Consider the following 14,070-nt stretch of genomic DNA (forward strand, 5'->3'; position numbering starts at 1 on the left):
ACCTTTTATTGTAAACATCCCTGCCCGCAATAATATTCAGGAACAGGAGATCCGGGTTTTAGGCACGCATTTCAATGTAAGCGCCTACAGTGATGAACAGGCCGCTGTAACAACGCTGGTGGAAGGAAGTGTAAAAGTAATACTTGAAAAATCGCATGAAGAAAAACTGCTCAGACCAGGCCAGCAGGCAGTTGTAAAAGAATCCATATCGGTTAGTCAGGCCAATGTGGATGCGGCCTTAGCCTGGACCAATGACCTGTTCTATTTCACCGACCTGCCGCTGAAAGACATGATGCGCCAGCTGTCAAGATGGTACGATGTTGAAATCGTTTATGAGGGTGAATTGCCCCAGATCGGTTTCTGGGCGCAGATATCGAAGAAAAGGTCATTAGCGGAAGTGCTGGCGTCGATTGAAACAACCAACAGCATTCATTTCAGGATCGAGGGAAAAAAATTAACTGTCACCAAATAGACTTCACTATTACTGATTTTCTTATCCCGCAATGAAAAGAAAACGGGAGCCGCCTGGCTCCCGTTTTTATGTAAAAGCCCTTTCTTTACTACATTCATTTTCCTTTGATCATGTCCAGTATCCCCTCATTCATCACTATCATCATCCCATGCCGGTCACTGGTGATCCCCTGCTTCAGCAGGTATGGATATTTCGGAACATTCCCCACCATCACCGTAGGCATATACGCAAACTGCAGATTGGGATAAGAAGCCAGGGCCTCGCCCACTTCTATGATATGCGTGGAGATCACAAAAACACAATTATGGTATTTTGAAAAAGAAGCCGTTACAGAAAGTGTGGCATCATAAGCATCTTTCACATTCGTTCCTTTGAACAGCTCATCAAAAATCACCACCATATTCCTGCCCCTGCTTACTTCTTCTGCCGCCTTTTTAACCCGTAGTACTTCTGCATAAAAATGGCTATACCCCATATTGAGATTATCAGAAACATTGATACTGGAGTACAATCCGTCCCTGACGGAAAACTCCATGCCGCGGGCAGCCACGGGAAAACCCATATGAGCGAGATACACTGCTATGCCAAGGGATTTCATATAAGTGGATTTGCCAGCCATATTGGCCCCGGTCAGAAAAAGCACATTGCTCTCCGAATATAAATGCACAGGATTGGCAACAGCCTTATCAAGTCCCGGATGCCATAACGCTTCAGCCTGCAACACGGATTCAGCCGCAGGCAGGGCCGTGGCATAATCCAGCTTTCGTTCACGCGCCACAGCACTAACGGCAATGTATACGTCAATTTCATAAATGGCATTGAGCAACAGATCCATTTCATGCCGTAGCGTGTGCCTGAGCAAATAATCGTAACCGATCAACTGCATGACAGTAACCGATTTCCCACCCTGCTGCATCACACGGCTCAACCTGGTATCAGTAAGCACCTTGCGTACAGTTTCCAGTTGCTGTTTCCAGGGATTGTTATTTCCATCTATCGATGCGATCAGCGCAGACAGCTGTTTGAGCATGTCAATAGCAGCCTCCAGACCAGCAATCAGGGTGGCATAGCGTTCATCTCGCAGGAATACAGCCATCATCTTTTTCCGGATTACCGAGAAGCCTGATTGTAGCAGGTTAGGTGAAACACCACCGCTCAGATATTCCTCCGCCAGTCTGAAAGCAGCCGGCAGGAACGGGAACGAAAGCTCTTTTTCCTGGAAATACCTGAACAGGCTGCTTCTACTGTTGATAGACTCCGGATTGGTAAAAGGCTGCTGGAACATGGCATCAAGCAGCCTTTCTCCTCCGGGCGTTCTCACTTTACTGAACAATCCATAAATGGAATTTGGCTTATACTTTCCCAACAGGTTCAGGTCATCTGTAGTTTGTTTGTCTGCTATAAAACTCATGCGCAGTTCAGGATTTAAGGGCGGTTAAAGAATGAATCGTCTTCCTTCCTGGCAGCTTCATCAGACCATCTTCCAGTATCTCCAGGATTTTTTCATTATTGATGATCACCATGCCATGGCGGTCATTGGTAATTCCTTGCTCCAGGGTGTACGTGTATACAGGATGTGTACCGTTCATTCTTGTAGGCAGATAGAGATAAGCGATATTATCGCATCGCTTTTTCAATATATCACCCGCTTCAATGATATGCGTGGAGATCACAAAAATGCTATCCTTCTTTTCTGCGAAGGCTGCAGTAACGGCGATGGTGGCTTCGTAAGCATCTTTCACATTGGTACCACGGAAAAGCTCATCGAATACCACATAAATCTTTTTACCCTGCGCTAATTCATGTGCCACTTTCTTGAGCCGAAGCACTTCTGCATAGAAATGGCTTGCACCCATTCCCAGGTTATCAGGGAGATTGATGGTTGTATAGATACCATCCAGCACATGAAAGCGCATGCTCCTAGCAGCCACCGGGAATCCCATATGCGCCAGGAACAGCGCTATGCTCAGGGATTTCATGAATGTAGATTTCCCGGCCATATTGGCCCCGGTCAAAAAAATCACATTATTCTCGCTGGCAATATGAATATTATTGGGTACAGCATTTTTAATGGCCGGATGGTATACTCCCTCCAGTTCCACTTCACTGCTACCAGCGGGCAATGCTACCGGAAACGAATACCCGCGTTGATGCGCCACGCGGGCAACAGCAATATATACATCCAGCAAGTAGACATATCGTAGTAGTTTCTGGATCTCATCCCGGAATTTAAAACGGAAAACCACATCATATTCCGCCATCAATGCCTGCGTAAGCTTCAATTTCCCTTCCTGTTCCCAAACCTGTTTCAGGGCAGGCAGATCAAGCAGCATCTGTATCGCTTCTTTTTCTGAACGGTACAATTCTGCACCTGCCAGCTGTGGCGAAGCAATGAAGCCTGCCAGTTCTTTCAGCATGGCAGCCGTGGAAGTAATGCCTTTGTGAATAGCGGCTGATTCCGCATCGGCAGCGATCATATTTCCCAACTTCCGGGTGATCGATTGTTCCTGGCCGGATAGCCTGGTACGTTCATCGGTATTACTGAGATAGGGATCGATCGCTTCAAAATGTCCGCTCTTCAATGGAAACGTTATCTGCTGTTCTGAAAAATAGTGGATAATACCACTTCGCTTATTGATGGCCGCTGCATCAGAAAGCGGATGGCTGAACATATCTTCCAAAACCATTGCACCACCACGGGTGGCGCAACGGTTGAACAACTGGAAAATGGAATCATCTCCATACTTATCAAAGATCTTCAGATCTTCCAGTGTTTGTTTATCTGTACTGAATGCCATGATTATTTCCTTTTACGTCTGATCAGCAATACTGCGCCTGCCACCAGTATTATCGCCGGGAATATCCAGAGATAGAGGATACGCAGGAACTTCAACTTATCGATACTTGTATTCACTTTTTTGTCCTTAGGCTCAGGCCTGCTTGCATCAATCGGGAATTCACCGCCACTCATCCAACGGAAGAGTGTTGTACTGAATACAAAATTCGCCGTTTCCATGCGGCGCATTTCCTGGTTGCTGAGGAAGTCAGCATCGCCGGACACAACAATGCGCTGTTCTTTTCCATTCACTTTTCTTGTGAGGCCTGCCACCATGGTAAAAGGTCCTTTCACATCGCCCGCTGCTGGCTCAAAGACCATTGTACCAAGGCTGTCGCGGCGCGTGTTCTTTTCCTCCACTTCCGGTGAGCCACCTACCGCATAAAAAACAAGACCGCCACTGTTCTCGGGGTCCTCTTCCTTTTCATCAAGTGTTACCCTGGCATTGATGAATGTTTCAAAGTCGTAAGGTCTTGTGCGATTCCAGGTCTTTTTCGGATTTGTCTTTACCAGTGGGACCACTGTGAACGGACTATCCCCTGTAAAGCTCAGGCTGACAGCACCAGGCATAGTGAGTTTGAGGCTGTCCGCCATGATAATTTCAAGCAGTTTGTAATAGCTCTCAGCCTCCTTTTGTACTAAGGCCGAAACAAAATTCGGCGCATCATTCTTGCTGGACTGAATGACGGCCCCTTCATTCAGCTGAACACCAATTTCACGCAGCAAAGGGTTGAGTACAGATTGTTTACCTGGTTCTCCGGCGATCATCAGGTTACCCCCTTTGTTAATGTATTCTTTCAACCTGGCAAGGGCGGCGGGTGACAGCGCTATCTTCGGATCGGCCAGAACAACAGAAGAAATATCTTTTGGAATATCCTGTGTTTCCAGTGAAACACTTACCACATCAAACCCCTGGTTCACCAGTGAATACCGGAAGGTAGGTGTATTGGTGAGGGTCTTATATTCACGGTCACCAGTCTTATCTATTTCCCGTTCAAGGTTGCCTGTGATGAACGCAATCTTTGGGAGGCTGGCCCGCTGCAGACGAAGCAATGCCGCCGCCACTTCAGTTTCTGAAGGCCAGATCATCTGATCATCAAATACCCGCAGGAAGGTGGTCCTGTCTTTCCATTTGAGCTTCATTACAAAACGGTTATTCTCTCCCAGGAGATTTGCCTGTTTACGGATCTCATCCGGGGTAAGCAGCTCTTTCAGTTCCATTTCATAGCTTTTAGCAAACTGATCTGCCACATCTTTGAGACTTTTACCGGGATACCGCTTCATCAATGGACCGGGTATACTGTCGTAATACCGTACCATCTTCAAACTGATATCGGGTTTGAAGCGCAGGTAAGATTCCCAGCGCGACTGATTGGCGTTATAGGAATTGGCATCCCCCAGGAAAAAGAAATTATCAAGCAGATTGGCGTAAGCCGTTACTTCCAGAGGTTCATCACCAAGATCTTTTACAATTTTCTGTACACGGGGAGTAAGGGTGCGCGATTTATCGAGGGTAGTATCCCAATATCCTACAAAGCCAGGAATGGAAGAGATATAACCGATGAACAAAGCCGATGATACTATCGCCAGGTAACGCATGGCTTTGATGGAAGCAGGCTTTGATTCCATGCCGGCCTTGATCTTGAAAATGCTAATGCCAAGGAAGATATATACTATGATAAAGAAGTAGAGCACATCCTTGGTGGTGATCAGGCCTGCCAGCATATTTTGCGTACGGCCATTGATGGACAGATAATAAGTAAGCTCCCGCACGAAATCTATACTCTGCCATAATCTTCCGATATAACTGAGTATACCGATCATTACAAAGGTACTGATGGCAGCCACCACCTGGTAACTGGTAAGAGAGCTCATAAAGAGCCCGATGGCTGAATACGCCAGCAACAACAGGTAAAAACCAACCATGGCGGACATCAGCATACCTGTTTCCGGATGCTGGATATGCGAATTACCTGCCATCAGAAAAATTCCGAGAATGGCCACGAGTACCAGACTGTACACCATCATCGCGATATATTTTCCAAATACGATCTCGTATACCTTTAACGGTGAAGAGTACAATAATTTGATCGTACCACTGCTCAGTTCCCTGCTGATCAGGCTCATGGTGAGTAATGGCATGTAGAGATAAAGGTTCTGCATGATGGTGCTGAAAAGACCAGTCTGGCCAAGAAAGATCCAGTTTGTAATACTGGTAAAAAACTCTTTCTTGCTTCCTGACATTTCGATGTTCCGGACCACCATATCCAATTGACCGAGGTAAACGAAACCACATTGGATAAGGAATACGATCATCAGGAACCAGGCGATGGGCGAATAAAACAAAGTACGCAACTCTGTTTTTGCTATTTTAAGAATCACTTTCATGGTTGATAAATTATAGGGCTGTGCTACTTAGTTTTTTTGAGAGGATAGTTGTTTAAAGATCTCATCGAGGGCCGTTTTATCGAGACTGATCTCCCGCAGCCTCCACCCATGTTGAACACTGGCTGTCACCAGTCTTTCAGTGATCTCCTGGTCTCCGCTGAAATACACACGCACCTGGCGTTCGGTGAGATAGTCAAGTTTGGTGACACCAGGCACCTGCATCAGTTCGGCAGCAGACGGTGGGTTCTCAAAATGAATGAGCACGCTATGCGGTTCCACATAATTGTTGAAGGCATCCATGGTATCAGAGAATACAATACGACCACTTTCAATCATCTTGATTTCTTTGCACAGCAACTGTATTTCAGACAGGATATGTGAGGAGAAGATAACTGCGCGGTCCCTGGCAATTTCTTTGATCAGCGCGCGCACTTCTATGATCTGGTTGGGATCGAGACCATTGGTGGGTTCGTCAAGTACTACCAGCTTAGGTTTGTGAACGATGGCCTGTGCGATGCCTACACGCTGCCGGTAACCTCCGGAAAGGTTGCGCAGCAGTCTGTGACCGAAATGATCAATGCCACAACGTTCTTTGGCTTCCTTCACTGCCGCATCCACTTTTGCATCTGGCATCCTGCGAAGGCCGGCGCAATAATATAGATATTCATCAACGGTCAGATCCATGTACAGGGGAGGATTCTGCGGCAGGAAGCCGATCTCCTGTTTGGCACGCTCAGGATGCTGGCGCATATTGATACCATTGATGAATACATTTCCTTCGGTTTGATTGAGCGCACCACAAAGAATATTCATAGTGGTTGATTTTCCGGCGCCATTGGAGCCGAGCAATCCCACTATACCACTGCGGCCGATTTCCAGGTTGATGTCGCGGATCGCCCAGGTGTTGGTGTAGCGGTGCGACAGTTTTTCTATTTTGACAATAGGGTCCTGCATTGCTTTTTTTTATTGATTTGATAAATATTTAGAAATTGAAAAACTGAATGTTTTATGGCAAAGCGATGCCAGGCCAGGGGTTAAGCCCGGCTTCACTTTGAACATGAGAACCATCATTGAAAAGCAGCTATATTATTCAGAGCCCCTTGATATCCGCATCATAGATCTTATTGAATCCATTGTATGTTGTATACGAGATCACATCACCGGTAGGCTCATCCAGTTTGAGGCTGTAGATAGTGCCCTGGTTGTTTTTGTATACTCCCACCAGCATGATCTTATTATAATTGTAGTAGTCCACAGCCAACGGCCCATCCAGGTTTTTATTCGGTTTCAATATTTTCATCATAGTGATCTCGCCGTCAAATACAATAGAACCGCCATTCTGCAATCTCAGCTCATTTGATCTACCCACAAGTGATTCTCCGTTATTGGCAGTATACCTGTACACTTTTGAACCGGTAGCATAATAACACATCGCTACCTGGTTATCGCCGAAGGCATGGAACTTTGCATCATTGAAATTGGGGAGCACCTGCAAATCATACCTGGCATATGACATATCGGCGTCGATAGCGGCCGTCCAGTCTATCTCAGCCAGGTATTTACTACCGTCATCCTGCTTCATTACGGCCATATAATGACCTTCCCTGCCTCCTCTGTCAACATATATCAGGTCTGCATTCATAGCTGCCAGGTTGAAGTCCCTGGAAGTAACTATCTGGCTGACGCCGCTCATGACCTTATCAGCATAATAGTAGAAATTGCCGATATTGGTGCATTCAACAAAACCACGTGTATCCTTTTCAAAGCAGAAGCCCTGCACACGGGCATTTACTCCCACCTCATAAAAAGGAGATGCCACATTGTAACCTTCCGCAGCAGGCAGAGGTTTAGGAAACACTTCATACATGCTATTGACACGGCCAAACAACTGACCGCCGTCCACCGCATACACTGCCTGCCCCTGGGGTATAATGAATTGAGGTTGTCCCTGGTTCACACCTGGCATGAACATACTGTTCCAGTCACCTATGTTTGAAAAATCGGCATAATTGATCCAGGCAGCACCTTCATCTGTAAGCGCTACTACCCTGGCCCCGTTGATATCGTACATGTAGGATGTAACTGTTTGTACAACGGTGCCGCCTTTTCCCGGTATCTTCTGATTATTATTGGCTGCTGAATAGAGATCAGGTATTACGGAAGTTTCCATCACACCTTCAGTGACCCGGAAATCAGCTGCCTGCAACAATCCTATATCACTTTGTGTATCGTCTCCATGAAGCACCATCAGTCCGGTATACTGTGAAGTAATTCTGAGCATTACGATGGGTGAATAAAATTCCCGGTCGCTTGATTTCTGCCTGGCATGCAGCCGGATGCTGTATGTGCCGGTTGACGGGATCAGCGGGCTTAGTGAAAACACATGATCCAGCTTCTTCCCTTCCGCGAATTTGTCGAAACGCTTATAATCTGTAGGTGACTGAAACTCTATATCCCATTGCCACTCGATATCTGATTCCGGTATAGCTGTTTCAACATTCGGTTCGATGATCAATTGCTTGCCTGCTCCCACTTCATAACTGGGAAAAGGGAGTGTTATTTCCATTGCATCCAGTTCTGAATATTTATAGTTGCCTTTGTCTTTGAAGCATCCGGCCAAAAGCAGCACTGTAAAAAGATAGTATATGGTCCTCATAATGATTTTTCTCTTTAACATGTTTGAGTTTGGAGTTACTTTCCTTCCGCGAATCTGAACGGCAGGCCATGCTCTTCACAATATTTGTTCAGTTTCCAGAGATTGTACAAGGCATCTACATGCATCCAGTTATATGTGTTATAATATGGATCAGCCCCTCTTCCCCGGATATCGTCATCATTTCCGAACACGGCAAACACCACTTCATGTTTGGCTTCAGAGTAGGTGCCACAGGTATAATCATACCACCAGGATGGCTGTATGTATTTATTGGAAATGATGAATGTGCAGTTCAGGTTGGCGGAGAGTCCTGTTTCAAATTCACCTGAAGTCCGAAGCACAAAGGTGACGGTATCTGCATCAACAGCAAGATTGGGGGTTTTATTGATTGTCACTTTGAAATGCCCCCTCAAGGAATCTGCCGGAACAACAGCATTTCTGATCGAATATGATGTTGCGGGGTTTCTCTTATCCTTCAGTACTTCCACAGTGAATGTACGGTCATGATCAGCTGTTTGTCCTGCCATTTGCACAGCCACTTCTACATTAAGCTCACTCACCTCTGGCGGCATTTTTTTGAAAGAGGCGAATACCAATGTATCCATGTTGGCAAACCATAATTTATTTGAAGTATTCCACACTTCGAGCGATTCCTTGCTGCAGGCGGCAAAACAAGGGATCAATGTGATGATCAGTATATACTTGATATATTTCATGATATCATTTCTTAGATTTAGTAATTACCTGTTCCCATCTTCTTCATCTGGCCGGTCCAGTACGTAAGCATCCTTCCGGAAGCCGGAATAGGTATTGAAAATGGATTGGTTGAGGGCAGATGCCAGGTCCAGGTCGAGCCTTTTCTGGTAAAACCACAGCCTTCCTTCTCCGATGAATTCTTTCTGGTATTCCTTCCGGATCTCCACATCAAGCTCCGCACGTGTAATGGATGGGCTGAGCGGCATATTGGCAAGGCCGCGTTTTGACCGCACCGAGTCTACATACAACCTGGCCATGGAAGGATCAGTCTCGCACTCTGCAGCGATATAGTAGATCTCTGCCGTGCGTATCAATGGTACACGCTCCTGGAAAAAACTGTAGACGGGCCGGGCGCCAAGCACCTGGTGGAATTTGTTGCTTACTGTAATACCACCTGCGTAGGATGTAGACAGGTTATTCCTGCGTATATCAGTGCTTCCCTCGAAAACAGTTCCGCTTGCGCTGTATGCATGAGGGCTCAGGGCGAATGAATAGAGGTTTTGTGTGCCCTGGTAAATGAATCCTTCCTGGTACTCATTGATCAGTTTGATGTTCATGGCAAAGATGGTTTCAGTTGCATAGGTTCTGTCCTGCTCGTCAGTACCGGTAGATGGTGGCACAACCCTGGTGCTTTTTACCCAGGGAAATCTTCTTGCCTGATCCGTCATGATCTCTTTGGCGTTTGCCAGCGCATTCATTTTATCGCCTTTCCATAGGTAAGCCCGCGCCAGGGTACCGATGGCCGCATAGTAATTAAAATTGAAGCGGCGGTTATGCCAGGATTCTATTCCATAATAGTTGTAAGAGGAGCCTGGAATTGGAGAAAGCACTTCAGGAGGCGTAGTGCCCAGGTGAACAGGATCGTTTACCAGCAAGCCTTTGGCAGTTTCAAGGTCGCGGATGATGAGCGCCATGGTACTGTCTACTGTTAAGAGAGGCGGAACCAGTTTAGTGAGCTTGTCCTGGTAAGGGATTGCCCTTGTCTGGGCACCACCGGAAGCATAGGAAGGGCCGTACAGGCTGAGCAATTCAAAATGGAGAAATGCCCGCAGCCCGATCGCTTCTCCTTTGAAGATATTGTAATTGTCGCCGTTGAAGATTGCTTTGTTACCATCGATGGTTTCCAGCAGGGAATTCAGGTTAGCGATCTGTTTATAAATATTGGTCCAGATAGGATTAAAATATGATGTCAACCCCTCCCAATAATTCGGATTGTTCTTTTTGTATGCATACTTTGCAATGGAACTATAATTACCGGACATATTCGATCCGTATGTTCCTGCGATACATTCCACCATTCCCCAGGTAGTTTCACGTCCGTACAATTCGGGTTTGGTGAGATTGGCGTAAACACCGGTCAGCGCCTCCCTGTAGCCACGCTCCGTAGAGAACAAATCGGACCGGTCGAGTTCGGAAGTCGGTTTTACATCCAGCCACTTCTTGCATGATATGGAGGTAAGGGCCAGGAACGCTATGAGTATGTATTTAGAAGATTTCATTGTGCTGTACAATTTGAATTTGACTAAAAAGCAGCCTGTACCTGGATTGAAAAGTTGCGCGCAAAAGGATATTCCCTGCCCCGTTCAATCTGAACGCTTGAAAGGCGCACCAGCTCATTCATATAGAAAGCCAGTCTGAGATTTTCCATTCCCGTTTTTTTCAACCATTGCTGCCCGGTAAAATCATAGGCAATATTGAGGGATGACACATACAGCTCATTGTCTTTCTGCACAAAACGGGATGTTGGCCTTGTATTGATATCAGTGGTCCCTCCGGTAAGTGTAAGCACCCTGTACTGGGCAATATCACCAGTCTTACGCCATGATTCCAGGATTCGCTTATCCAGATTATCCATGCCCGATACGTTCTCAATCCTTTCTATGAGCGTGGAGTTGTAGAGCTGACCGCCATACCGGTAAGTACAGGCAACGGAAAGCGAGAATCCTTTATAACCTGCATTCAGTCCCAACGTTCCGTTAAGTGCAGGATTTTTGTCCCCGATGATCGTCTGGTCGGCAGTACTCCATTGATAGGTACTGTTACCGGATCTGTCTCTGAACATTTCCTCACCGGTGAGCGGATCTATGCCCAGCGATCGAACTCCCCAGATAGCATCCATGGACTGTCCTTCTATCAGGTATACCGCCGGATTGCGGTAGGCGTTCCTGTCGAATCCATTGCTGCCCGGCTGCAGGTTCTTATCTGCATCCTGTTTTTGATTCCAGGTGGTGAAAATATCATACACTTTACTGAGCTTGTTCTCGAAATGTGCACCGGTAAAGTTTACAGTCACCCATGCCTTTTTCTGATCATTACGCCATGGAGTGAGCGCCAGTGAGAATTCATAACCTGTATTCCGGATCTCGCCCACATTTTCCTTATAGGTGGAAAAACCCATTGATGGCGGTATGGTCATATCCACGAGCAGATCAGTTGTAACGCCTCTTGAATAATCGAGCCGCAATGTAAGAAAGCGTTTCACTGCCAGGTCGAAGCCGGCATTGAAGTCCATCTTCTTCTGCCATTTGAGCGAAGAATTGGGCAGCCCGATCAGTTCCGCACCCAGTCCGTTATTGTAAACGATGGTCCCGAAATTGTAGCGCGACCTTCCCTGGAAGGGGTTGAAATTCTGCGCTCCGGTATATCCATAGGAAGTGCGGAGCCTCATCTGGTTGATCCAGCTGTTATTGCTCATGAACCGCTCTTTATGCAGGTTCCAGCCCGCACCTACCGACCAGAAAGCGCCCCAGCGGTTCTCCGATCCGAACATGGAGGAGCCACTTGAACGGATGCTGGCATCAAACAGGAAACGGTCCTCAAAAGAATAGCCCAGGATCCCTACAAAACCGATCTCACGCACACGGCTGTCTGAACCTTCAGGCTTTGAATTCTGCGCATATTTTGTAGCAAATGAAATATTGTCCACTTCATCATTTCCAAATCCTTCTGCAATAACTGTGGTCAGTACATCCCTCCGGGTATTGAGGTTCCAGGTGGCATTGGCAAGGATCTGGTGACCACCGATCATTTTATTATAGTTGATCCCGATATTTGAAATGATGCTCTGGTTGTAGCCATCATCTTTTGTATAGGACCCTTTGCGATCAGACATTCCATTGTTATCGTAATTGATGAAGTTGGTATGACTGGGAGGAAGGAAATTATCTGCACTATTTTCACTACGGGAATAGGAAACGCTGCCAGTTGCACGCACGGTTGAACTGATCCTCCAGTCAATATAGAAGTTATTGATCAGCTGGGAATAACCGGATTCCGATTTCACATTGAGCGTTGCATTGTACAGCGGGTTATACACATTCCGGTCAGGCCCTGCGCTATAAAAAGGATAGAGTCCCATTACCTTCACCAGGTTACCTTTTTCATCATAAGGACTGTAATACTGGTTTAGTTTGGTGTAATCTGCAAAAGACCCGTAGGGTGAATTGGTGGAAACATTCCTGTTGTATTCAAGCTGGTTGCGGAATATCAGGTTCTTGAAAGTATAGGAAAGTGTTGTAAAGAGCGCCATGGTGTTCCTACCGGAGCCTTTCATTACACCTGCTATTTTATTGTATGTGATACCAGCCTGGTACCGCATGCTGTTGTCTCCGCCTTCCAGGTTCAACGCATGCCTGGTGGTGAGGCCGGTTTGCAACGGCTGGCTCAACCAGTAAGTATTCACACCCCGCAGTACATTATTATAATTGGCCTGGTAGATCATGTCCCTTTCCTGGATATCCTCGGGGCTGTACACGAACCTCCTGTATACGCCACGCTCTTTTTCAAATGCCAGTTTATCTGCTGCCTCCATCAGGTTATATCCGGAAAGGTCAGGTGCTTCCACAGCAGCTTCACCGGTATAGGACACACGCAGCTTGCCTTTGGCAGGCCTGATTGTTTCTATTACAACCACACCGTTGGCGGCACGCGATCCATAAATGGCTTTGGCTGCAGCGTCTTTCAGCAGCGTTACACTGGCAATACGGTTCATGTTCAGATCAAAGACGCGTTGCAAGGTGGTCTCAAATCCATCGAGAATGAACAGCGGCTGATTGGGATTACCACTGTAATCACCCTGCAGATTGGGCAGTGAGCTCTGGCCACGCATTTGTATTTCAGGAAGCCGGTTAGGGTCTGAGCCAAGGGAAAGATTTTCCATCACCCTGAATGAAGGATCCATATTTTTAAGACTTTGCAGTACATTCTTGTTACCTGCCTGTAAAAGTTCTTTCTGTGTGTAGGTAACGGCTGCGCCGGTAAAGCTGGTCTGTTTACGGTCTACCAGTCCGGTTACGATCACTTCCTTAATGGATGTTTCTGTTTTTTTAAGGTTGATCAATATCCGTGTGTCTGACTTTGCCCGGTACATATACTTTTCAAAGCCTATGAAAGTGATCTCGATCTGATCATCCAAACGGACTTTTACGGCAAACTCACCATTCTTATCTGTAGCAGTACCTTGTTTGGTTCTTACTATAGTTACATTAGCTCCTGCAACAGGTTCATTATTTTCATCCACTACCTTTCCGCTCACAATTAAAGTGTCTTTGGTCTGCGAAACGATCTCCAGCAGTACGGGAGCGGTTTCGGGAAGCTGAGGTTTTGCCGACACAACGATGGTCTTTCCTTCGATCACATATTTGAGCGGCTGCTCTTTGAATACAATGTTCAGCAGATCCTGCAATGGCATGTTCTTCACAGCCAGTGATACATCTTTTGCCTTAGCCAGCAGTTCTTTGTTATGCAGCGTAACATAACCTGTTTGCTTTTTGACCACGGCAAACACTTGCTTGAGTGGAATTTCTTTGCCGGACAAAGTAACCTGTTGCGCCCGGCCTACTTCGGCACGGACCGTACACAGCGCTACTGTCAGCAATAAGATGGTCAATTTCATAACCAGCAGAGTTTTGGTAATTGTTCTTATCCAGGAATGCCGGTACAGGTGCATAGCCTGGCAGAACC

The 14,070-nt window shown here is 46.5% G+C and carries 9 protein-coding genes; 1 reads left to right on the forward strand and 8 read right to left on the reverse strand.

Annotated features, from left to right (window positions below):
* Positions 1 to 472 (forward strand): FecR family protein (locus ACTHMC_RS08215; RefSeq protein ID WP_440412467.1); only part of this gene is annotated, 472 nt, incomplete at its 5' end.
* A gap of 94 nt (positions 473 to 566) precedes the next feature.
* Here ACTHMC_RS08215 and ACTHMC_RS08220 read toward each other — a convergent pair.
* From ACTHMC_RS08220 to ACTHMC_RS08255, 8 genes are all read right to left on the reverse strand, one after another.
* On the reverse strand, positions 567 to 1,883 hold the full coding sequence (locus tag ACTHMC_RS08220) for a MutS-related protein (protein ID WP_440412468.1): 1,317 nt from the start codon (positions 1,881 to 1,883) through the stop codon (positions 567 to 569).
* Between the two features lie 7 nt (positions 1,884 to 1,890).
* Positions 1,891 to 3,270: a MutS-related protein gene (locus tag ACTHMC_RS08225; protein WP_440412469.1), complete on the reverse strand. Its 1,380-nt coding sequence runs from the start codon at positions 3,268 to 3,270 to the stop codon at positions 1,891 to 1,893.
* A 2-nt stretch (positions 3,271 to 3,272) separates the two neighbouring features.
* Positions 3,273 to 5,696 carry a Gldg family protein gene (locus tag ACTHMC_RS08230; RefSeq protein WP_440412470.1) on the reverse strand — a complete coding sequence of 808 codons (2,424 nt, stop codon included), beginning with the start codon at positions 5,694 to 5,696 and terminating at the stop codon, positions 3,273 to 3,275.
* Between the two features lie 27 nt (positions 5,697 to 5,723).
* Positions 5,724 to 6,650: an ABC transporter ATP-binding protein gene (locus ACTHMC_RS08235; protein ID WP_440412472.1), complete on the reverse strand. Its 927-nt coding sequence runs from the start codon at positions 6,648 to 6,650 to the stop codon at positions 5,724 to 5,726.
* A 136-nt stretch (positions 6,651 to 6,786) separates the two neighbouring features.
* The gene (locus ACTHMC_RS08240; protein WP_440412473.1) at positions 6,787 to 8,373 is read right to left on the reverse strand and encodes a PKD-like family lipoprotein; all 1,587 of its coding nucleotides are present in this window, start codon (positions 8,371 to 8,373) and stop codon (positions 6,787 to 6,789) included.
* Positions 8,374 to 8,387: 14 nt separating this feature from the next.
* Positions 8,388 to 9,068 (reverse strand): DUF4843 domain-containing protein, encoded by a 681-nt coding sequence (locus tag ACTHMC_RS08245; protein WP_440412475.1) that lies wholly within the window; start codon positions 9,066 to 9,068, stop codon positions 8,388 to 8,390.
* A gap of 24 nt (positions 9,069 to 9,092) precedes the next feature.
* Positions 9,093 to 10,607 carry a RagB/SusD family nutrient uptake outer membrane protein gene (locus tag ACTHMC_RS08250; protein WP_440412477.1) on the reverse strand — a complete coding sequence of 505 codons (1,515 nt, stop codon included), beginning with the start codon at positions 10,605 to 10,607 and terminating at the stop codon, positions 9,093 to 9,095.
* Between the two features lie 23 nt (positions 10,608 to 10,630).
* Positions 10,631 to 14,002: a SusC/RagA family TonB-linked outer membrane protein gene (locus tag ACTHMC_RS08255; protein ID WP_440412479.1), complete on the reverse strand. Its 3,372-nt coding sequence runs from the start codon at positions 14,000 to 14,002 to the stop codon at positions 10,631 to 10,633.
* Positions 14,003 to 14,070 lie beyond the last annotated feature (68 nt).

The sequence above is a fragment of the Pseudobacter sp. genome, from assembly GCF_051955275.1.
In the GTDB taxonomy this organism is placed as follows: Bacteria; Bacteroidota; Bacteroidia; order Chitinophagales; family Chitinophagaceae; genus Pseudobacter.